The organism is Streptomyces griseoloalbus, assembly GCA_014650015.1.
GTDB lineage: Bacteria > Actinomycetota > Actinomycetes > Streptomycetales > Streptomycetaceae > Streptomyces > Streptomyces griseoloalbus.
Window position 1 is genome coordinate 72,992 of the sequence record BMUD01000007.1, and the last position, 21,576, is coordinate 94,567.

The 21,576-nt window shown below is 72.0% G+C and carries 19 protein-coding genes; 14 read left to right on the plus strand and 5 right to left on the minus strand.

What is annotated here, in order from left to right:
- Window positions 1–116: 116 nt before the first annotated feature.
- Window positions 117–1,631, plus strand: coding sequence for a 3-hydroxyacyl-CoA dehydrogenase (locus IE178_RS12790; RefSeq protein WP_193512335.1), 1,515 nt, complete (start codon window positions 117–119; stop codon window positions 1,629–1,631).
- The gene (locus tag IE178_RS12795; protein ID WP_184764284.1) at window positions 1,628–2,218 is read left to right on the plus strand and encodes a TetR/AcrR family transcriptional regulator; all 591 of its coding nucleotides are present in this window, start codon (window positions 1,628–1,630) and stop codon (window positions 2,216–2,218) included. Before IE178_RS12790 ends, IE178_RS12795 begins: the two co-directional genes overlap by 4 nt.
- A 26-nt stretch (window positions 2,219–2,244) precedes the next feature.
- On the opposite strand, the gene IE178_RS12800 is transcribed toward IE178_RS12795, so the two are convergent.
- Window positions 2,245–2,730, minus strand: coding sequence for an Lrp/AsnC family transcriptional regulator (locus IE178_RS12800; protein ID WP_184764478.1), 486 nt, complete (start codon window positions 2,728–2,730; stop codon window positions 2,245–2,247).
- A gap of 189 nt (window positions 2,731–2,919) precedes the next feature.
- Between IE178_RS12800 and pdhA (IE178_RS12805) the strand changes: the two genes are divergently transcribed.
- From pdhA (IE178_RS12805) to IE178_RS12830, 6 genes are all read left to right on the plus strand, one after another.
- Window positions 2,920–4,062, plus strand: a complete 1,143-nt coding sequence (pdhA, locus tag IE178_RS12805) for a pyruvate dehydrogenase (acetyl-transferring) E1 component subunit alpha (RefSeq protein WP_193512336.1) — start codon at window positions 2,920–2,922, stop codon at window positions 4,060–4,062.
- The gene (locus tag IE178_RS12810) at window positions 4,059–5,063 is read left to right on the plus strand and encodes an alpha-ketoacid dehydrogenase subunit beta (RefSeq protein ID WP_193512337.1); all 1,005 of its coding nucleotides are present in this window, start codon (window positions 4,059–4,061) and stop codon (window positions 5,061–5,063) included. The genes pdhA (IE178_RS12805) and IE178_RS12810 overlap by 4 nt, the downstream gene beginning before the upstream one ends.
- Window positions 5,063–6,583 (plus strand): dihydrolipoamide acetyltransferase family protein, encoded by a 1,521-nt coding sequence (locus tag IE178_RS12815; protein ID WP_193512338.1) that lies wholly within the window; start codon window positions 5,063–5,065, stop codon window positions 6,581–6,583. The genes IE178_RS12810 and IE178_RS12815 overlap by 1 nt, the downstream gene beginning before the upstream one ends.
- Before the next feature lie 356 nt (window positions 6,584–6,939).
- Window positions 6,940–7,923, plus strand: a complete 984-nt coding sequence (locus IE178_RS12820; protein WP_193512339.1) for an NTP transferase domain-containing protein — start codon at window positions 6,940–6,942, stop codon at window positions 7,921–7,923.
- On the plus strand, window positions 7,920–9,323 hold the full coding sequence (locus IE178_RS12825) for a molybdopterin molybdotransferase MoeA (protein ID WP_193512340.1): 1,404 nt from the start codon (window positions 7,920–7,922) through the stop codon (window positions 9,321–9,323). Before IE178_RS12820 ends, IE178_RS12825 begins: the two co-directional genes overlap by 4 nt.
- Window positions 9,320–10,417 carry a potassium channel family protein gene (locus IE178_RS12830; RefSeq protein WP_184764278.1) on the plus strand — a complete coding sequence of 366 codons (1,098 nt, stop codon included), beginning with the start codon at window positions 9,320–9,322 and terminating at the stop codon, window positions 10,415–10,417. The genes IE178_RS12825 and IE178_RS12830 overlap by 4 nt, the downstream gene beginning before the upstream one ends.
- A gap of 174 nt (window positions 10,418–10,591) precedes the next feature.
- Here IE178_RS12830 and IE178_RS12835 read toward each other — a convergent pair whose 3' ends face one another.
- Both IE178_RS12835 and IE178_RS12840 read right to left on the minus strand, forming a co-directional pair.
- Window positions 10,592–11,440, minus strand: coding sequence for an ABC transporter permease (locus tag IE178_RS12835; protein ID WP_184764277.1), 849 nt, complete (start codon window positions 11,438–11,440; stop codon window positions 10,592–10,594).
- Window positions 11,437–12,465 (minus strand): ATP-binding cassette domain-containing protein, encoded by a 1,029-nt coding sequence (locus IE178_RS12840; protein WP_193512341.1) that lies wholly within the window; start codon window positions 12,463–12,465, stop codon window positions 11,437–11,439. The genes IE178_RS12835 and IE178_RS12840 overlap by 4 nt, the downstream gene beginning before the upstream one ends.
- A gap of 126 nt (window positions 12,466–12,591) precedes the next feature.
- Here IE178_RS12840 and IE178_RS12845 point away from each other — a divergent pair, with 126 nt between their 5' ends.
- Window positions 12,592–13,575 carry an NAD(P)H-quinone oxidoreductase gene (locus IE178_RS12845; protein ID WP_184764275.1) on the plus strand — a complete coding sequence of 328 codons (984 nt, stop codon included), beginning with the start codon at window positions 12,592–12,594 and terminating at the stop codon, window positions 13,573–13,575.
- Between the two features lie 145 nt (window positions 13,576–13,720).
- On the opposite strand, the gene IE178_RS35870 is transcribed toward IE178_RS12845, so the two are convergent.
- Window positions 13,721–14,053, minus strand: coding sequence for a hypothetical protein (locus IE178_RS35870; protein WP_318280009.1), 333 nt, complete (start codon window positions 14,051–14,053; stop codon window positions 13,721–13,723).
- A gap of 94 nt (window positions 14,054–14,147) precedes the next feature.
- Between IE178_RS35870 and IE178_RS35875 the strand changes: the two genes are divergently transcribed.
- The gene (locus tag IE178_RS35875) at window positions 14,148–14,423 is read left to right on the plus strand and encodes a hypothetical protein (protein ID WP_318280010.1); all 276 of its coding nucleotides are present in this window, start codon (window positions 14,148–14,150) and stop codon (window positions 14,421–14,423) included.
- A 303-nt stretch (window positions 14,424–14,726) separates the two neighbouring features.
- On the plus strand, window positions 14,727–15,266 hold the full coding sequence (locus tag IE178_RS12855; protein WP_184764274.1) for a bacterial proteasome activator family protein: 540 nt from the start codon (window positions 14,727–14,729) through the stop codon (window positions 15,264–15,266).
- Between the two features lie 119 nt (window positions 15,267–15,385).
- On the opposite strand, the gene IE178_RS12860 is transcribed toward IE178_RS12855, so the two are convergent.
- On the minus strand, window positions 15,386–17,026 hold the full coding sequence (locus tag IE178_RS12860; protein WP_193512343.1) for a protein kinase domain-containing protein: 1,641 nt from the start codon (window positions 17,024–17,026) through the stop codon (window positions 15,386–15,388).
- 358 nt (window positions 17,027–17,384) lie between these two features.
- On the opposite strand from IE178_RS12860, the gene IE178_RS12865 reads away from it, so the two are divergent.
- From IE178_RS12865 to IE178_RS12875, 3 genes are all read left to right on the plus strand, one after another.
- The gene (locus tag IE178_RS12865) at window positions 17,385–19,028 is read left to right on the plus strand and encodes a protein kinase domain-containing protein (RefSeq protein ID WP_184764272.1); all 1,644 of its coding nucleotides are present in this window, start codon (window positions 17,385–17,387) and stop codon (window positions 19,026–19,028) included.
- 350 nt (window positions 19,029–19,378) lie between these two features.
- A complete protein-coding gene (gene pdhA, locus IE178_RS12870) occupies window positions 19,379–20,584 on the plus strand; it encodes a pyruvate dehydrogenase (acetyl-transferring) E1 component subunit alpha (protein WP_184764271.1) in 1,206 nt (401 codons plus the stop codon).
- A 1-nt stretch (window position 20,585) separates the two neighbouring features.
- Window positions 20,586–21,563 (plus strand): alpha-ketoacid dehydrogenase subunit beta, encoded by a 978-nt coding sequence (locus tag IE178_RS12875; RefSeq protein ID WP_184764270.1) that lies wholly within the window; start codon window positions 20,586–20,588, stop codon window positions 21,561–21,563.
- Window positions 21,564–21,576 lie beyond the last annotated feature (13 nt).

Genomic DNA, 21,576 nt, shown 5'->3' on the forward strand with positions numbered 1-21,576 from the left:
ACCTGTGCGGAAACGTAGTCAGGAATGGGCGGTCAGAGTTAGAGTAACCGAACGATCGGTCGGGACAAGGGGGTCCGCCGCATCTGTGGAAAACCCCGTGCGGGAGGATCGCGCACATGACAGCACTCGACCTCAGCAGCCCCGTGGCCGTCGTCGGCACCGGCACCATGGGCCAGGGAATCGCCCAGGTCGCGCTGGTCGCGGGCCATCCCGTGCGGCTGTACGACGTCGCCCCGGGCCGCGCCCGTCAAGCGGCCGACGCGATCGGCGCGCGGCTCGACCGGCTCGTGGAGAAGGAGCGGCTCACCACCGACGAGCGGGACGCCGCGCGCGCCCGCCTGCTGCCCGTCGACGAGCTCACCGCCCTCGCCGAGTGCGCCCTGGTGGTCGAGGCCGTCCTGGAACGCCTCGACGTCAAGCAGGAGCTGTTCCGCGCGCTGGAGGACATCGTCTCCGACGACTGCCTGCTCGCCACCAACACCTCCTCCCTGTCCGTCACCGCGATCGGCGGCGCCCTGCGCGTCCCCGGCCGCTTCGTGGGCCTGCACTTCTTCAACCCCGCGCCGCTGCTGCCGCTCGTCGAGGTCGTCTCCGGGTTCGCCACCGACGTCACCCACGCCACGCGCGCGTACGAGACGGCCCGCGCGTGGGGCAAGACGCCGGTCGCCTGCGCCGACACCCCCGGCTTCATCGTCAACCGCATCGCCCGGCCCTTCTACGCCGAGGCCTTCACGGTGTACGAGTCCCAGGGCGCCGACCCGGCCACCATCGACGCGGTCCTGCGCGAGTCGGGCGGTTTCCGGATGGGTGCCTTCGAGCTGACCGACCTCATCGGGCAGGACGTCAACGAGTCCGTCACCCACTCGGTGTGGCAGTCCTTCTTCCAGGACGTGCGCTTCACTCCTTCCCTGGTCCAGCGCCGGCTGGTCGAGTCGGGCCGCCTGGGCCGCAAGAGCGGCCGGGGCTGGTACGACTACGGGGACGGCGCCGAGCGCCCCGAGCCGCACACCGCCGAGCAGGCCGAGCCGCCCGCGTACGTGGTCGCCGAGGGCGGTCTGGGGCCCGCCTCGGAGCTGCTCGCCCTGATCCGTGAGGCCGGGATCCAGGTGCGCGAGGAGGACGAGGACAACGGCACCCGCCTGGTGCTGCCCAGCGGCGGCCAGCTGGTCCTCGCCGACGGCCAGACCTCCGTGGAGTTCCGCGACGTCGTCTACTTCGACCTCGCCCTCGACTACCGCACGGCCACGCGCATCGCCCTGTCCCACTCCCAGGACACCTCCCCGCGGACCGTCGCCGAGGCCACCGGCCTGTTCCAGGCGCTCGGGAAGAAGGTCAGCGTCATCGGGGACGTCCCCGGCATGATCGTCGCGCGTACGGTGGCACGGATCATCGACCTGGCGCACGACGCCGTCGCCAAGGGCGTGGCCACCGAGGAGGACATCGACACCGCGATGCGCCTGGGCGTCAACTACCCGCTGGGCCCCCTGGAGTGGAGCCGGCGGCTCGGTGGAACCTGGGCCTGCTCGCTGCTGGACAACCTGTACGAGTGCGAACCGTCCGGCCGCTACGCGCCGTCCCTCGCGCTGTACCGCCACGCCTACGCCTCCAACAAGCGGGAGGACACCCCATGACCACCGCCAGGCGCGACACCTACACCCCGGAGACGCTGCTGTCCGTCGCCGTGCGGGTGTTCAACGAGCGCGGCTACGACGGCACCTCCATGGAGCACCTGTCCAGGGCGGCGGGCATCTCCAAGTCGTCGATCTACCACCACGTGGCCGGCAAGGAGGAGTTGCTGCGCCGCGCGGTGAGCCGGGCGCTGGACGGGCTCTTCGGCATCCTCGACGAGGAGCACGCGCGCGTGGGGCGGGCCGCCGAGCGGCTGGAGTACGTCGTCCGGCGGATGGTCGAGGTGCTGATCGCCGAGCTGCCGTACGTGACGCTGCTGCTCCGCGTGCGCGGCAACACGGACACCGAGCGGTGGGCACTGGAGCGTCGGCGCGAGTTCGACCACCGGGTGGCCGCGCTGCTGAAGGCCGCGGCGGCCGACGGGGACGTGCGCGAGGACATAGACGTGCGCCTGGTGACCCGGCTGGTCTTCGGGATGATCAACTCGATCGTGGAGTGGTACCGGCCGGACGGGCGCGGCATGAACGAGCGCGAGGTGGCCGACGCGGTGGCGCAGCTGGCGCTCGGAGGACTGCGCAAGGCCGTCTGAGGCCGTCCCGGCACGCCCCGGGCTGCTCAGCCCTGCGGCTCCAGGTCCTCCTCCTCGAACACCAGCAGGGTGCGCGTGCTGAGCACCTCGGGAATCGCCTGGAGCCGGGTGAGCACCAGTTCGCGCAACGCCCGGTTGTCGGGCGTGTGCACCAGCAGCAGGACGTCGAAGTCACCGCCCACGAGGGCGATGTGCGAGGCGCCGGGGAGCTGTCGGAGCTGCTCGCGGACGGTGCGCCAGGAGTTCTGGACGATCTTCAGGGTGATGTACGCGGACGTCCCGTGACCGGCCCGCTCGTGGTTGACGCGGGCCCCGAAGCCGCGGATGACGCCGTCCTCGACGAGCCGGTTGATCCGAGCGTAGGCGTTCGCGCGGGAGACGTGGACCCGCTCGGCGACGGAGCGTATGGACGCGCGGCCGTCCGCCTGGAGCATCCGCAGGATGTCCTGGTCGATGGCGTCCAGGGGCCGTGCGGGCGGAAGCGGTCCGATCCCCTCGGGGCCCTCGGCCATTTGTTCAGATGCCACCCGCCCCCGCCTCTCCGCCATGGACGTCCTGCATCCATCTCAGGCTGTGGAGAACCGTTTGTCCACAGCCTGGTGCCACCCGTAGCCAAAATGTGCCGACGACCGAACAATCGGTTGGTGAGGCGCGTCACAGACGCCGCGCCTCCGTCACACGTCCCACGAGGAGGTGCCGTCATGACGGTCATGGAGCAGCGGGGAGCCTACCGGCCGACCCCGCCGCCCGCCTGGCAGCCCCGTACCGACCCCGCGCCGCTGCTGCCCGACGCGGAGCCGTACCGCGTGCTCGGCACCGAGGCGGCCGCCAAGGCCGACCCGGAGCTGCTGCGCCGGCTGTACGCGGAGCTGGTGAAGGGCCGCCGCTACAACGCGCAGGCCACCGCCCTCACCAAGCAGGGCCGTCTGGCGGTCTACCCCTCCAGCACCGGCCAGGAGGCGTGCGAGGTCGCCGCCGCGCTCGTGCTCGAGGAGCGCGACTGGCTGTTTCCGAGCTACCGCGACACGCTCGCGGTCGTCGCGCGCGGTGTGGACCCGGTCGAGGCCCTCACCCTGCTGCGCGGCGACTGGCACACCGGCTACGACCCCCACGAGCACCGGGTCGCGCCGCTGAGCACCCCGCTGGCCACCCAGTTGCCGCACGCCGTCGGTCTCGCCCACGCCGCCCGCCTCAAGGGCGACGACGTGGTCGCGCTCGCCATGGTCGGCGACGGCGGCACCAGCGAGGGCGACTTCCACGAGGCGCTGAACTTCGCCGCCGTCTGGCGGGCCCCGGTGGTCTTCCTCGTCCAGAACAACGGCTTCGCGATCTCCGTACCGCTCGCCAAGCAGACCGCGGCACCGTCGCTGGCCCACAAGGCCGTCGGCTACGGCATGCCCGGCCGGCTGGTCGACGGCAACGACGCGGCCGCCGTGCACGAGGTCCTGGCGGACGCCGTGCGCCGCGCACGCGCGGGCGGCGGTCCGACCCTGGTCGAGGCGATCACGTACCGCGTGGAGGCCCACACCAACGCCGACGACGCGACCCGCTACCGCGGCGACGCCGAGGTGGAGACCTGGAAGCGGCACGACCCGATCGCGCTGCTGGAGCAGGAGCTGACCGGGCGCGGCCTGCTCGACGAGACCGGCGCCGAAGCCGTCCGCCAGGACGCCGAGACCATGGCCGCCTCCCTGCGCGCCCACATGAACCAGGACCCCGCGCTCGACCCCATGGACCTCTTCGCCCACGTCTACGCCGAGCCCACCCCCCAGCTGCTGGAGCAGCGGGAGCAGCTGCGGGCCGAGCTGGCGGCCGAGGCCGAGTCGGAAGGGGCGCAGCGATGACCACCGTCGCCGTCAGGCCGGCCACCATGGCGCAGGCGCTCACGCGCGCGCTGCGCGACGCCATGGCCGCCGACCCGTCCGTGCACGTCATGGGCGAGGACGTCGGCACCCTCGGCGGTGTCTTCCGGGTCACCGACGGACTCGCCAAGGAGTTCGGCGAGGACCGCTGCACGGACACGCCGCTGGCCGAGGCGGGCATCCTCGGCACGGCCGTCGGCATGGCCATGTACGGGCTGCGCCCGGTCGTCGAGATGCAGTTCGACGCGTTCGCCTACCCGGCGTTCGAGCAGCTCGTCTCGCACGTCGCGAAGATGCGCAACCGCACGCGCGGGAAGATGCCCCTGCCGCTCACCATCCGCGTCCCCTACGGCGGCGGCATCGGCGGTGTCGAGCACCACAGCGACTCCTCCGAGGCGTACTACATGGCGACTCCGGGGCTCCATGTCGTCACGCCCGCGACCGTCGCGGACGCCTACGGGCTGCTGCGCGCCGCCATCGCCTCGGACGATCCGGTCGTCTTCCTGGAGCCCAAGCGGCTGTACTGGTCGAAGGACTCCTGGAACCCGGAGGAGCCGGCGACCGTTGAACCGATAGGCCGTGCGGTGGTGCGGCGCTCCGGCCGGAGCGCCACGCTCATCACCTACGGGCCGTCCGTTCCCGTCTGCATGGAGGCGGCCGAGGCGGCCCGGGCCGAGGGCTGGGACCTCGAAGTGGTCGATCTGCGCTCCCTGGTGCCGTTCGACGACGAGACGGTGTGCGCCTCGGTGCGGCGGACGGGACGCGCGGTCGTCGTCCACGAGTCGGGTGGCTTCGGCGGCCCGGGCGGGGAGATCGCGGCCCGGGTCACGGAGCGCTGCTTCCACCACCTGGAGGCGCCGGTGCTGCGTGTGGCCGGGTTCGACCTGCCGTACCCGCCGCCGATGCTGGAGCGCCACCACCTGCCCGGAGTGGACCGGATCCTGGACGCCGTGGGGCGTCTGCAATGGGAGGCCGACAGCTGATGGCACAGGTGCTGGAGTTCAAACTGCCCGACCTCGGTGAAGGGCTCACCGAGGCGGAGATCGTGCGCTGGCTGGTCGAGGTCGGCGACGTCGTCGCCGTGGACCAGCCGGTCGTCGAGGTCGAGACGGCCAAGGCGATGGTGGAGGTGCCCTGCCCCTACGGCGGTGTCGTCACGGCCCGCTTCGGCGCGGAGGGCACCGAGCTGCCCGTCGGCGCTCCGCTGCTGACGGTGGCGGTGGGGGAGTCCGCGGAGGGCCGTCCGGGCGGGGGCGCGAGCGCCGCTGCCGCCGAGGGCGCGCGCGGCCAGGGCTCGGCGGCCGAGGGCTCCGGCAACGTCCTGGTCGGATACGGCACCTCACAGGCACCGGCCCGCCGCCGCCGGATACGCCCGGCGGAGCCCGCGTCTGCCGCGTCTGCCGCACCTGCCGCACCCACCGCGAACGGACGACTCAGGCCGACCGTCGAGACGCGGGAGACAGCTGAGACCAGGGGGACACCTGGGACGCCGGAGACGAGGGGAGCGCCGAACACCCCGCAGACGCCGGGCGGCACCGGGGCGACGGGGAGCACCGGTGTGCCGTCCCGCACCCCGGGGGCAGCGGACGGCCCCGTCCCCGTGATCTCCCCCCTGGTGCGCAGGCTGGCCCGGCAGAACGGCCTGGACCTGAGGGAGATGACCGGCTCCGGGCCCGACGGGCTGATCCTCCGGGCGGACGTGGAGTACGCGCTGCGTGCCGCCGCCGTTCAGGGCCGTACGGCCGGCGAACCGCGGACGCATGTGGCCCGGGCGGGCGCGCCGACAGCGGCCGGCGCCACGACGGGCACCCCGGCCGTCACCCGGGTCCCCCTCAAGGGCATCCGTGGTGCCGTCGCCGACAAGCTCTCCCGCAGCCGCACCGAGATACCGGACGCGACCTGCTGGGTGGACGCCGACGCGACCGAACTGATGCGGACCCGGGCGGCGATGAACGCGGCCGGCGGGCCGAAGATCTCCGTCCTCGCCCTGCTGGCCCGGATCTGCACCGCCGCGCTGGCCCGTTTCCCCGAGCTCAACTCCTCGGTGGACACCGGGGCCAGGGAGGTCGTCCAGTACGGCGACGTGCACCTCGGCTTCGCCGCGCAGACGGACCGGGGACTCGTCGTCCCCGTCGTCCGGGACGCGCACGCGCGGGACGCGGAGTCGCTCACGGCGGAGTTCGCCCGGCTGACCGAGGCGGCCCGGGCCGGGGCACTGGCGCCCGCGGAACTCACCGGCGGCACCTTCACGTTGAACAACTACGGCGTCTTCGGCGTCGACGGTTCCACGCCGATCATCAATCACCCCGAGGCCGCCATGCTCGGCGTCGGCCGCATCGTCCCCAAGCCGTGGGTGCACGAGGGCGAGCTGGCGGTGCGGCAGGTCGTGCAGCTATCGCTCACCTTCGACCACCGGGTCTGCGACGGTGGCACGGCAGGCGGCTTCCTGCGGTACGTGGCGGACTGCGTGGAGCAGCCGGCGGTGCTGCTGCGGACGCTCTGAGTCCGCGCCGGGGTTCCGGTCGCGTTCCCCCGATGCGGTCCCGCTGAGTCCACGATGCCGTCCCGCCGAGTCCCCGGTGTGGTTCGGCTGGTTCACGGTGTGTCCCGGTTGAGTCCACGATGCGGTCCCGCCGAGTCCCCGGTGTGGTTCGGCTGGTTCACGGTGTGTCCCGGTTGAGTCCACGATGCCGTCCCGCCGAGTCCCCGGTGTGGTTCGGCTGGTTCACGGTGTGTCCCGGCTGAGTCCACGATGCGGTCCAGGCGAGTCCACGGTGGCGTCCCGTTGCGTCCCGTCCTCGCCGAGCGTGCCCGTGCCCCCGCGTTCCCTGTGATCGCGGCGGCACGCATACTCGGGGGGTGACCGAGTATCAACCACCCGGTGATCCCTCGGGTGATCCCCCCGGTGGCCTCCACGCCGCGTACGACGCCGTCGTGCTCGCCGGTGGCGCCGCCCGGCGGCTCGGGGGCGCGGACAAGCCCGCGGTGCGTGTGGGCGGGCGGGCGCTGCTCGACCGGGTGCTCGCGGCCTGCGCCGGCGCCCGGGCCACGGTGGTCGTCGCCGGCCCACGCCCCACCGCACGGCCCGTGACCTGGGCCCGCGAGGACCCCCCGGGCGGCGGACCCCTGGCCGCGCTCGACGCCGGGCTCCGGCACACCACGGCCGACCAGGTCGTCCTGCTCTCCGCCGACCTGCCGTTCCTCCACCGCCGCACCGTCGAGGCGCTGTTGACGTCGCTTGGCAGCGGCACGGCCGACGGTGTGCTGCTGACCGACTCCGGCGGCCGGGACCAGCCCCTCGTGGCCGCTTACCGCACCGCGCCCCTGCGCCGTGAACTGACCGCGCTCACCGACCGGCACGGCGACCTGACCGGCCTGCCCCTGCGCCGTCTGACCGCCGCGCTCGATCTCACCCGCTTCTCCGACCCGGTGGCGGCCTTCGACTGCGACACCTGGGACGACATCGCCACCGCCAGGGCACGTATCAGGGAGCATGGACACGTGTTGGAAGAATGGATCTCCGCAGTCAAGGACGAGCTGGGCATCGACCTGGACGTCGACACCGCCGTGCTGCTCGACCTCGCCCGCGACGCCGCCCACGGTGTGGCCAGGCCCGCCGCACCGCTGACCACTTTCCTCGTCGGTTACGCGGCCGCCCGTGCGGGCGGCGACCGGGACGCCGTCGCCGAGGCGACCCGCAAGGCCGCGGCGCTGGCCCGGCGCTGGGCGGACGAGGACACCCGGCCCGCCACGTCGCCCGACGCCCCGCCCGGTGATCCCGGCGCCCCGTCCGGTGATGTCGCGCCCGACGCGACACCCGACACCCGCCCGGACGCCGGATGACCGCGCATGTCAGACGGGCCGACGAGGACGCCGATGACCTCGACGTCGAGGAGGCACTCGCCCTCGTGAAAGAACTCCCCGACCGCACCCCCGGCCCCCGGACCCCTGCCCCCTCGCCCCACGACCGGTCCCCCGAGGAGGAGCGTTCCGGCGCCCACCGCCACCACCACGCCACGGCCTGGACCGAGGCCCGCGCCATCGCCGGACGCGCCCCCCGCCACGGCACAGGCAGCCGCACCGGCTATCTGACCCCGGTCGCGGTGCCCCTCGCCTCCGCCCTGGGCCTGACCCTGGCCGCCCCCCTCACCGCCCTCACCGATCTGCCCTCCTTCGACACCTCCGCGATGGACGGCTGGGCGGTCTCCGGCCCCGGCCCCTGGGACGTTCGGGACAAGGGTGTTCTCGCCGGGCACGGCGAGCACGCGCCGCTCACCGACGGCGAGGCCGTCAGGATCGCCACCGGTGCCCGTATCCCCTCGGACACCACCGCCGTTCTCCGCAGCGAGCACGGTCGCATGGACGACATGGGCCGTCTGCACGCCACCGCCGCCACCCGGCCGCCGCACACGGTCACCCATGGCCAGGACATCCGGCCCCGCGGCCAGGAGTGCCGCAGCGGCGACCAGCTGCTGGCCGCGGGCACCCCGGTCAGCCCGCCCGTCCTGGGCATGGCCGCCGCAGCCGGGTACGACACACTCAGCGTCGTCCCCCGTCCCCGCGCCGATGTCTTCGTCCTCGGCGACGAGTTGCTCGGCGAGGGGCTGCCGCACGACGGGCTGATCCGGGACGCGCTCGGCCCGCTGCTGCCGCCGTGGCTGCGCGCACTCGGTGCCGAGGTCACCGCAGTCCGCCGGGTCGGCGACGACGAGCAGGCGCTGTACGAGGCGATCACGACCTCCGACGCCGATGTCGTCGTCACCACCGGCGGCACCGCCGCCGGCCCGGTCGACCATGTGCACCCCACGCTGCGCCGCATCGGCGCCGAACTCCTCGTGGACGGCGTCCAGGTACGCCCCGGCCACCCCATGCTCCTGGCCCGCACCAAGGAGGACCAGCACCTCGTCGGCCTGCCCGGCAACCCTCTCGCCGCCGTCTCCGGCCTGCTCACCCTCGCCGAGCCCCTGCTGCGCACCCTGGCGGCCCGCCCCGCACCTGAGCCGTACACACTGCCGCTGCGGGACGCGGTGCAGGGTCACCCGTACGACACCCGGCTGATCCCCGTCGCCGTGCGGGGCGAGCGGGCGCTGCCGTTGCTCTACAACGGCCCGGCCATGCTGCGCGGCATCGCGGCGGCCGACGCGCTCGCGGTCGTTCCTCCAGGGGGCGCACGGCCCGGAGAGGAGGCGGCACTGCTCGACCTTCCCTGGGCGTCCGGGGGTATCGGGGTGTGTTTCACGTGAAACTTCCGGGCCAGGACGCCATCGCTCGCCAGGCGGACGAACATCTGGTGACTCATCGGGTGAAACTCCCGAGGAAGATGGTGGAGCATCCGATCCGCCAGGTCGCCAAACGGCTGTCGATGGCCCTGGTGGTGCTCGTGGTGACGGCGTTCGTCGTGTACGCCGACCGCGACGGTTACAACGACAACTCCGATGGATCCATCGATCTCCTCGACGCGTTCTACTATGCGACCGTCACCCTTTCCACCACGGGGTACGGAGACATCACGCCGGTCAGTGACGGCGCCCGGCTCACCAATATCTTCGTCATCACGCCGTTGCGCGTGCTGTTCCTGATCATCCTGGTCGGCACCACCCTCGAGGCCCTCACCGAACGCACCCGGGAGGAGTGGCGACTGAACCGATGGAGGTCCGCGTTGCGCGATCACACTGTTGTCGTCGGATTCGGCACCAAGGGCAGGTCCGCCATCAAGACGGTCTGTGCGACAGGGCTGGCGAAGGAACGGGTCGTGGTGGTCGACCCCAGCGCGAAGGCGATCGAGGCGGCCACGGCGGACGGCTACGCCGGCGTCATAGGGGACGCCACGCGCAGCGAGGTGCTGAAGCGGGCCGAGGTGCACCGGGCCCGGCAGATCATCATCGCGACGCAGCGCGACGACACGGCCGTCCTCGTGACGCTGACGGCGCGCCAGCTCAACCGGGGTGCGAAGATCGTGGCCGCGGTGCGCGAGGAGGAGAACTCCCCACTGCTGAAGCAGTCAGGTGCCGACGCGGTCATCACCAGCGCCAGCGCTGCCGGGCGACTGCTCGGGCTCTCCGTGCTCAGCCCTTCGGCCGGCATGGTCATGGAGGACCTGATCCAGCAGGGTTCCGGGCTCGACATCGTCGAGCGGCCGGTCATAAAGGCCGAGGTGGGCAAGGCCCCCCGAGAGACGAGCGACCTGGTGGTGAGCGTCGTACGCGGGCACCGGGTACTCGGCTACGACGATCCGGACGTCGGGACGCTGGAGCTGACGGACCGGTTGATCACGATCGTGCGGGCGACGCCGGGCGCGCAGGTCGCGCCCGACTTCCGGCCGCTCCCCCGGAGCTGATGCTCTGCGGGGCACCGGCTCCCCCGGAGTCCGTGCCCCGCGGGCGCCGCATCCCCTCCCCGGAGTCCATGCCCCGCACCCCTGCATCCCCTTCCCGGACATGCCGTGACTCGCATCCCCCGGAGCTGGTGCTCTCCGGGCGCCCGCGTTCCCGGAGTCGTCGCCCCACAGGGGCTACTTGCGGTTGTACAACCGCATCGTGATCGGCCCGAAGACCGCCACGAACAGTCCGGACCAGCCCAGCGTCCAGGCGATCTCGTCGGCCGGCCAGTCGCCCGCCATCAGCCCGCGCACCGCGGACGCGAGGTGGGTGACGGGGCTGTTGTTGACGAACGCCTGGAGCCAGCCCGGCATGGTGCGCGGGTCCACGAAGACGTTGGACAGGAAGGTGAGCGGGAAGATCACCATCATGCTGACGCCCATCACCGACTTCTCGGTGCGCAGCATCAGTCCGAACATCGTCCAGATCCACGAGAAGGCGAACGAGAACAGCACCAGCAGCGCGATCCCGACGAGCACTCCGGCGACGCCGCCGTCGGCGCGGTAGCCGAGGATCATGCCGACGGTCAGCATCACGACCGAGGCGATGGTGTAGCGCAGGGCGTCGCCGAGCAGATAGCCGACCATCGTCGACGGCCGCCAGATCGGCAGGCTGCGGAACCGGTCGAAGACACCCTTCTCGATGTCCGTGTTGACCGAGACGCCGGTGTACATCGTGATCATCACGACCGACATCACCAGGATGCCCGGCAGCAGGAACTGGATGTACTCCTTCGGTGACCCGGCCAGCGCCCCGCCGAACAGGTACGTGTACATCAGCACCATCATGATCGGGAACGCCGTGACGTCGAAGAGCTGCTCCGGCACATGCTTGATCTTCAGGATGGCGCGCCAGCCGAAGGTCAGCGAGGCCGACCAGGCGCTGGGGCGCGGCGGGCGTTCCTCGGCGACCAGCAGTTCGGCGAGGGAGTCCGTGCGCACCGGGGCGAGTTCGCCGCTCTCGGTGGTGGTCGTGGTGCTCATGCGGCCACCTCGTCCTTCGGGTCGCGGGAGGTGTCCGAGCCGGACCGGGGCTGTTGTGTGTCGTGGCCGGTGAGGGCCAGGAACACCTCGTCCAGGCTGGGCTGGCCGAGTGAGAAGTTGTCGACGGTGATACCGCCACGGGCCAGTGCGCTCAGTGCGCGGGCCGCCTGCTCGGCGGCGGTGTCGTTGCCCGCGGCCGTGGTGAGGCGGGCGGTCAGCGCCACCGGGTCGGCCTCCGTCTGCACCTGCGCGTCGAGGGCGCGGCGCAGCAGGTCGGCGGCGAGTGGCCGCTGCCCCGGATCCCGCAGCCGCAGATGGACGGATCCGGCTCCGACGGACGCCTTCAGCTCGCCCTTGGTGCCCTCGGCGATCACCTTGCCCCGGTCGATGACGGCGATCCGGGACGCCAGCTGATCGGCCTCGTCCAGATACTGCGTGGTCAGCAGCACCGTCGTGCCCTGGGCGACGACCGCGCGCACGATGTCCCACACCTGGTTGCGGCTGCGCGGGTCAAGACCGGTGGTCGGCTCGTCGAGGAACAGCAGGTCGGGGGTGTTCAGGATGGACGCGGCGATGTCGATACGGCGCCGCATGCCGCCCGAGTAGTGCTTGACCTGCTTCCCGGCCGCGTCCGTGAGGCCGAAGGCCTCCAGGAGCTGCGCGGCCCGGGTGCGGGCGGGCGGCTTGCGGTGGCCGAGGAGCCGGGCCAGCAGGACCAGGTTCTCCGTGCCGGTGAGGTCCTCGTCCACGGACGCGTACTGGCCGGTGAGGCTCACCCGGCCGCGCACCTCGTCGGCCTCGCGCACGATGTCGTGCCCGAAGACATGGGCTTCGCCGCTGTCGGGGCGCAGCAGCGTGGCGAGCATTCTCACGGTGGTGGTCTTGCCGGCGCCGTTCGGTCCGAGGACTCCGTACACGGTGCCGGCCGGCACGGCGAGATCGACTCCGTCGACGGCCCGCGTCCCACCGAAGGTTTTGACCAGGCCCGCGGTCTCGATCGCCAGGCCGGACGTCTGCGTGCTCATGCTTCGGGTCCTTCCGCGTGCTTGGGCTACGCATGGGGGGACTTTCACCGTCGCGCAAACTCATCGCTCCCGCACATGGGCTTCCGTCGGCCCGGAGCGGCCCCTCGCGGGGGTACCGTCCCCTTCATGTATGCGATCACGATTCCCGAACCCGGTGGGCCCGAGGCGCTGGTGTGGGACGAGGTCCCCGATCCCGTGGCCGGCGAGGGCGAGGTCCTGGTCGAGGTGGTGGCCGGTGCCGTCAACCGGGCCGATCTCCTCCAGCGTCAGGGCTTCTACAACCCTCCGCCCGGCGCGTCTCCCTACCCCGGCCTCGAATGCTCCGGGCGGATCGCCGCCCTCGGTCCCGGGGTGAGCGGATGGGCCGTCGGCGACGAGGTCTGCGCGCTGCTCACCGGCGGCGGCTACGCCGAGAAGGTGGCCGTTCCGGCCGGGCAGCTGCTGCCCGTCCCCCAAGGGCTCACCATCGACCAGGCCGCGGCGCTGCCGGAGGTCGTCTGTACGGTCTGGTCGAACGTCTTCATGATCGCCCACCTCCGCCCCGGCGAGACCCTCCTCGTGCACGGCGGCTCCAGCGGCATCGGCACCATGGCGATCCAGCTAGCCAAGGCCGTCGGCGCGAAGGTCGCCGTCACGGCGGGCACCAAGGAGAAACTGGACCGCTGCGCCGAACTGGGCGCGGACATCCTGATCAACTACCGGGAGCAGGACTTCGTCGCCGAGCTGAAGCAGGCCACCGACGGGGCCGGCGCGGACGTCATCCTCGACAACATGGGCGCCAAGTACCTGGACCGCAACGTCCGGGCCCTCGCCGTCAACGGCCGGCTCGCGATCATCGGCATGCAGGGCGGCGTCAAGGGGGAGCTGAACATCGGCGCCCTCCTCGGCAAGCGCGCCGCCATCAGCGCGACCACGTTGCGCGCCCGGCCGGCGGCGGAGAAGGCCGCGATCGTGGCGGCGGTACGGGAACACGTCTGGCCGCTCGTCTCCGGCGGCCACGTCCGCCCTGTCATCGACCGTGAGATCCCGATGCCGGACGCGGCCACCGCCCACCGGGTCGTGGAGGACAGCAGCCACATCGGCAAGGTGCTGCTGGTGACACCGCGCTGAGCCAATCCCCCGTCCCGGCGGCGCGGCCGTCGGGACGGGGCGCCCGTCGTCCCCGCGGGAGACGGTGACGTGCGGCATCGTGGCCGTGATGGTGGTCGGGGTGCTCTCCGCGGAGGCCGACCGCATCCCGCGGCCGGGGTCAGGTTCAGGGCATGCCGCCGCCCTGGCGCATCCGCAGTGCGACGAAGGCCAGGCCCAGACCCAGCCCGATGAGTACCAGGCCGCTGCCGAGCGGCAGGATGCGCAGAACGGGCTCGACGGCGGGCTGGGCGCCCGTGACCGCGTCCGGCGCGACCGACCGCGACGGCGTGGCGGACGTCGGCGCCGCCTCCTGCCACGCCGGTGTCTCCGCGACGGTGTCGGCCTCACCGGGCGCCCGGGACACGGGCCCGACGTCGCCGGGGCGCGGCACTTCGGTCACACCGCCGGTGCCCACGTCCCCGTCGTCCGCCTCGCCCCGCCCCTCCCGCTCACGCATCCGGGCGCCGCGCGACTCGTCCTCCGCCGCCTCGTGCCGCCCGGGCCGCTCCCGGCCCTCACCCGGCCGGCTCCCGGCCCGGGACGGCCTCTCGGTGGGCGACGACGAGGGCGACGACGAGGGGGACGACGAGGGCGACGACGTGGGCGACGACGAGACGGAGGCCGAGGGGGCAGGCGAGCGGTACGCGGACCGGGGAACACCCAAGCCGGGACCGTGCGCGGCACCGGTCCGGGCCCCGGACGGGGAGCCGTCACCGTCAGCGGGCGACGGCCGGGACGAACCCGGGGCGCTCCACGCGCCACCGCCGCTCCACATCCCACCGGCGCTCCTCACACCACCCCCGTCCGGCGCTCCCTGTGCCCCGTAGGCCACAGCCGTACCGAAGGGTGCCGCCGCAGGGCCGTACGGCATCACCGCCGCCCCCGCCGCCAGAACAACCGTCGCCCCCACTACACGCAGCCATGGAGTCACGGAGGTGACCTCCCGCGCCGACCGGTGCTCGGTCACACCGTCGGCAAGATGGGCCGGATGGACGCCCAACAGCCTGGCATTCCCCCACATCCCCTGCATGTCGGATACGGCCGTCGGGCTGACCCTTCGTCCCCGGCCCCGTCAGCCGGTTTCGGGGGCACCACCGAAGTGGACCCCTGGCGTGGGGGACAATGGCGGCATGGAGATGCCGAGGAACGAACGATCGCCGGAGAATCCGCAGATCCTGGTCGTCGGCCAGGACGGCATGGCGCTCGGCGGCGGCACCGGGGACGAGGACTCCCGCGAGACCCCGCTGACGGAGCAGGTCGAGCAGCCGGCGAAGGTCATGCGGATCGGCAGCATGATCAAGCAACTGCTGGAGGAGGTGCGAGCGGCTCCCCTGGACGAGGCCAGCCGGGTGCGGCTCAAGGAGATCCACCACAGTTCGGTGAAGGAACTGGAGGACGGCCTGGCCCCGGAGCTGGTCGAGGAGCTGGAGCGGCTCTCCTTGCCCTTCACGGACGAGGCGACCCCGAGCGACGCCGAACTGCGGATCGCCCAGGCCCAGTTGGTGGGCTGGCTGGAGGGCCTCTTCCACGGCATCCAGACCACGCTCTTCGCCCAGCAGATGGCCGCGCGGGCCCAGCTGGAACAGATGCGCCGTGCCCTCCCCCCGGGTGTCGGCGACGGCCAGGAGGACCCCCAGATGGGCGGTCGCTCGGGCGGCCCGTACCTGTAAGCGCCCGACCGCACCACCGTCCCACCGCATCACCGTCCCGCTGTCCGCACCGAGCAGCACGAAGGGGCCCGGCATCACCTGCCGGGCCCCTTCGTCGTCCCGTCATGTACGCCCGAGGGTCAGGACGGGGGGTTGCCCGTCGACACCTTGAACGTGATCTCCGGCATGTTCTCGGGGTCGACGTCCGTGCCGGCCGGCGGGAACTGGTCCCGGACGGAGCCCTCGCCGTAGGTGTTCTCGTCCACCTTGACGATCTTGAAGTCGCCCCAGCCGGCGGCCTGAAGGCACTCCTTCACCGACCCGATGTACTTGAACTTGAAGTTGGGGAGCCGGATCTTGTCGGGGTCGTTGTACGACTCCTGCGGCTCCTCGCACTCCTCCTTGTCGATCTCCTTCGACGTGTCGGGCCCGCGGTAGTCCGCCGCCTTGCTCGCCGACGCCGATGCCGGGGCGCCGCCTCCGCCGGCCTGCGGGTCCTCCTTGTCGCCGTTCATCATCAGGGCCGTGATCAGGCCGCCGACGGCGATGAGGGAGACGACGACCGAACCGATGATCACCGACTTGTTCCGGCCGCCACCGCCCGAACCGCCCGGCGCCGGGGTCTGGGGCGTGATGTTGTACGGCGGCGGGGTCGACGGACCCTGCTGCGGGGAGTACGCCGACGGGCCGGGCGTCGGGTAGCCGCCCTGCTGCGGATAGCCGTACGCCGGGGACGGCGCCGGTGTGCCGTACGGGTGCTGATGCGGCGTCGGCTGGTACGGCGTCTGCACGTTGCCCGTGGGCGCCGGGGTCGCCTGGTCGACCGGCGGGAACACCGCGGATCCGACGCCCGCGCCGCTTGGCGCCTGCGAGCCGGGGACGATGCTCGGCGGGGCCGCGTGGAAGGACTGCGCCACCCGCAGGCACTCCCCGCGCATGGCCTCCGCGCTGGGGAAACGCTCGTTCGGATTCTTCTTCAGCGCGCGGGTGATCAGCGCGTCCACGGCCGGCGGCAGCGCACGGTTGATGGAGGACGCGGTCGGCGGCTCCTCCTGCACGTGCGCGTACGCGATGGCCAGCGGCGAGTCCGCGTCGAACGGCAGCCGCCCGGTGACCAGCTGGAACAGCATGATGCCGACCGAGTACAGGTCGGAGCGCGCGTCCACGCCGCGGCCGAGGGCCTGCTCCGGCGAGAGGTACTGCGGGGTGCCGACGACCATGCCGGTCTGTGTCATCGACGTCACACCGGACTGCATGGCGCGGGCGATGCCGAAGTCCATCACCTTGACCACGCCGCGCTTGGTCATCATCACGTTGCCCGGCTTGATGTCCCGGTGGACCAGCCCCATCTCGTGGCTGATCTCCAGGGCCGCCAGCACGTCCGCGGTGATCTTCAGCGCCTTGTCGGCGGGCATCGCGCCCTGCTGCCGTACGTCCTCGTCGAGCAGGGACCCCAGCGGGCGGCCCTCGACGTACTCCATGACGATGTACGGCGTCGTCATGCCGTCCACATCGTCCTCGCCGGTGTCGAAGACCGACACGATGTTGGTGTGCGTGAGCTTCGCCACGGACTGGGCCTCGCGGCGGAAGCGCTCACGGAAGGCCTGTTCCCGGCCGAGTTCCGTGTGCAACGTCTTGATCGCGACCTGGCGGTCGAGCACGCTGTCGTAGGCGAGGTGCACCGACGCCATGCCGCCCTGGCCGAGCAGGTCCCGCAGTTGGTACCGTCCGCCGGCGAGCGCCCGCCCCGCGTACTGGCCCTGTGCGCCGTCGTGGCTCATCTTCCGCGTCCCCCGTAGCCTCTCCGGCGCCGCCGTCCGTGACTTCTCCGTCGACCGCTTCGGCGTAGATCCATTGTGCGATTCCCGGCCAAGTCTGCCCGAGGGCACTGACACGTCAAGCGCGGTGCCCGTTCCGTGACCGTACGCGAAAGAAGCGTCGCGGAAGCGTTACAGGGGTCGTGCGACCGGTACACCGAATTTGCACGACAGTACGGAGTGAGGGTTTCATGGCCGGTCCGTCTCGTGCCGGTCCTGGCAGCCCGTCTCGGACCGGAGGCCCCCGCGAAGGCTGTAGCGTGGCCGACGGAGACCGTAACAACACCGCGCGCACCGCGGGCAGAAACGACGGCGAGGACTGATGGCACAGCAGCAGCGCGCTCAGGGCCCGTCCGACCCCGAGGCGACTGGCGGCGGCATCTCGGACGCGCCGGACAACTGGGGCAACGGCGGACTTGTCGGCGACGGCCGGTACCGGCTGACCCACCGGCTCGGCCGGGGCGGCATGGCCGAGGTGTTCGCCGCCGAGGACGTACGCCTCGGGCGCACGGTCGCCGTCAAGCTGCTCCGTTCCGACCTCGCCGAGGACCCGGTGTCCAAGGCGCGCTTCACGCGTGAGGCGCAGTCGGTGGCCGGTCTCAACCACCACGCCATCGTCGCCGTGTACGACTCCGGCGAGGACGTCGTCGGCGGCCAGTCCGTGCCGTACATCGTGATGGAGCTGGTCGAGGGCCGCACCATCCGTGACCTGCTGATGAACGCCGAGGCCCCGGGCCCCGAGCAGGCGCTGATCATCGTCTCCGGTGTCCTGGAGGCGCTCGCCTACTCGCACCAGCACGGCATCGTGCACCGCGACATCAAGCCGGCCAACGTCATCATCACGCACAACGGCGCCGTGAAGGTGATGGACTTCGGCATCGCCCGCGCGCTGCACGGCGCGTCCACGACGATGACGCAGACCGGCATGGTCATGGGCACCCCGCAGTACCTCTCCCCGGAGCAGGCGCTCGGCAAGGCCGTCGACCACCGCTCCGACCTGTACGCCACCGGCTGCCTGATGTACGAGCTGCTGGCGCTGCGGCCCCCGTTCACCGGTGAGACGCCGCTGTCGGTGGTCTACCAGCACGTGCAGGACATCCCCACGCCTCCGTCGGAGGCGTCGGACGCCTGCCCGCCGGAGCTGGACGGGCTGGTCATGCGCTCCCTCGCCAAGGAGCCCGACGACCGTTTCCAGACGGCCGAGGAGATGCGCGGGCTGATCCAGTACGCGCTGCAGATGCTCTACGAGCAGGGCGGTCACACCGGCACCTGGAACACCGGCCCGGTGCACATGCACGAGGGCCGGCACACCCCCGCGGCGGGCTTCGCGGGCACGACCGCGATGCCGCACCCGGACGCCTCCAGCACGGCGGCCATCCCGCAGCCGATCCTGCCCGCCGGGTACGGCGGCGGGGACGACGGCGGTTTCGAGGGTGACGGCAACCGGGGCAGCGGGCGCGGCAGGCTGTGGGTCCTCGCGGTGCTCGCGGTGATCGCCATCGCGGCGGGTGTCGCCCTGGCGCTCAACAAGGGCGGCGGGGACGGAGACGGAGGCGGGCCCACCGCGCCGCCGACCGCCACGCAGTCCACCGAGGACGAGAAGTCCAGCGAGAGCCCGAGCGACGAGGCGACCGAGGAGACGACCGACCCGGGCACGGAGACCGGCACCGACCCGGGTACGGGATCGGGCGGGAACTGGGACCAGACGTACACGCCGTCCGAGACGCCGTCGCATACGCAGACGGAGGAGCCGAGCGACGTGCCGACCGCCACTCAGCCGACCGGTACGGGCGGCACGGACACCGGTGGGACGGAAACGGGCGGCACCGACGCGGGCGGCACGGACGTCGGCGGTACGGACGCGGGTGGTACGGACGCCGGTGGCACCGACGCGGGCGGCACCGACGCCGGCGGTGCGGACGCGGGCGGTGCGGACGCCGGAACCTCCGTCGGGAGCGTGGGCTGATCCGCCCCTCCGCGCCGCGGCCCCCGCGCGGGGGCCGCGGAACTCGGCTCTTCCCGTGCCCGGGTCACCCGGGATAACGTGCCGTTGCTCCGGCCTCCTGCAAGGCTGTGACCAGCGCGCCTTCCCGTCTTCCTCGATTTACTTGGATATCCAAGCAAAATCGCAGGTCAGGAGGGGTTTCACAGAAATGTGGAGCACTGGGTACCGTGCCTATTGCAGGGCGCTCGCCGGGGCACCTGTCACGCCTGTTCCCGGTCGAGTGGCACACACCCCGTGCCCGGTGGTCGAGAACAGGTGAGCCGCACTGGCCTACCGGCAACCCCGGGGGCCGGACCGACGGAGGAGCACACGTGACCGTGGAGAGCACTGCCGCGCGCACACCGCGACGCAGCGCCGGAACGAAGGCCGGCACCACCGGCACCAAGCGCACCAGCAGCACCACCAAAAAGGCGACCGGCGCCAGGAAGAGCACCGAGCCCGCCCTCGTCCAGCTGCTGACGCCGGAGGGCAAGCGCGTCAAGAACGCCGAGTTCGACGGTTACGTCGACGGCATCACCGCCGAGGAGCTGCGCGGCCTGTACCGCGACATGGTGCTCACCCGCCGCTTCGACGCCGAGGCAACCTCCCTGCAGCGCCAGGGCGAGCTGGGCCTGTGGGCCTCGCTGCTCGGTCAGGAGGCGGCGCAGATCGGTTCCGGCCGGGCCCTGCGCGACGACGACTACGTCTTCCCGACCTACCGTGAACACGGCGTCGCCTGGTGCCGCGGGGTGGACCCGACCAACCTGCTCGGCATGTTCCGCGGCGTGAACAACGGCGGCTGGGACCCGAACGGCAACAACTTCCACCTGTACACGATCGTCATCGGCTCCCAGGCCCTGCATGCCACGGGGTACGCGATGGGCGTCGCCAAGGACGGCGCGGACAGCGCGGTGATCGCCTACTTCGGCGACGGCGCCTCCAGCCAGGGCGACGTGGCCGAGGCCTTCACCTTCTCCGCGGTCTACAACGCCCCGGTCGTGTTCTTCTGCCAGAACAACCAGTGGGCGATCTCCGAGCCGACCGAGAAGCAGTCCCGCGTGCCGCTGTACCAGCGCGCGCAGGGCTACGGTTTCCCGGGCGTGCGCGTGGACGGCAACGACGTCCTGGCCAACCTGGCCGTCACCAAGTGGGCCCTGGAGCGGGCCCGCGCCGGTGAGGGCCCGACCCTGGTCGAGGCGTTCACGTACCGCATGGGCGCGCACACCACCTCCGACGACCCCACCCGCTACCGCCACGACGACGAGCGGGCCGCCTGGGAGGCCAAGGACCCGATCCTGCGCCTCCGCCGCTACCTGGAGGTCTCAAACCACGCGGACGAGGGATTCTTCGCGGAACTGGAGACCGAGAGCGAGGCGTTGGGCAAACGAGTGCGCGAAGCGGTCCGTGCCATGCCGGACCCGGACCACTTCGCCATCTTCGAGAACGTGTACGCGGACGGTCACGCGCTCGTGGACGAGGAGCGGGCGCAGTTCGCCGCCTACCAGGCGTCGTTCGCGGACGCAGACGGGGGTAAGTGAGATGGCGGAGAAGATGGCCCTGGCCAAGGCGATCAACGAGTCGCTGCGGCGTGCCCTGGACGCGGACCCCAAGGTCCTCGTCATGGGCGAGGACGTCGGCAAGCTCGGCGGCGTGTTCCGGGTGACGGACGGGCTGCAGAAGGACTTCGGTGAGAGCCGTGTCATCGACACCCCGCTCGCCGAGTCGGGCATCGTCGGCACGGCGATCGGCCTGGCCCTGCGCGGCTACCGCCCGGTGGTGGAGATCCAGTTCGACGGCTTCGTCTTCCCGGCGTACGACCAGATCGTCACGCAGCTCGCGAAGATGCACGCCCGCTCGCTGGGCAAGGTCAAACTCCCCGTCGTCGTGCGCATCCCCTACGGCGGCGGCATCGGCGCGGTGGAGCACCACTCGGAGTCCCCGGAGTCACTGTTCGCGCATGTCGCGGGCCTGAAGATCGTCAGCCCCTCCAACGCGTCGGACGCGTACTGGATGATGCAGCAGGCCGTCCAGAGCGACGACCCGGTGATCTTCTTCGAGCCCAAGCGGCGCTACTGGGACAAGGCCGAGGTCGACACCGAGGCGATCCCGGGCCCGCTGCACGCCGCGCGCGTGGTGCGCGAGGGCACGGACCTGACGCTGGTGGCCTACGGCCCGATGGTGAAGCTCTGCCAGGAGGCCGCCGACGCGGCGGCCGAGGAGGGCCGCTCCCTGGAGGTCCTCGACCTGCGGTCGGTCTCCCCGATCGACTTCGACTCGATCCAGGCGTCGGTGGAGAAGACGCGCCGTCTGGTCGTCGTCCACGAGGCACCGGTGTTCTTCGGTTCCGGCGCGGAGATCGCCGCGCGGATCACGGAGCGCTGCTTCTACCACCTGGAGGCACCTGTGCTGCGGGTGGGCGGCTACCACGCCCCGTACCCGCCGGCCCGCCTGGAGGAGTCCTACCTCCCGGACCTGGACCGGGTGCTCGATGCCGTCGACCGCTCGCTGGCGTACTGAGGAGAGGGTCGTG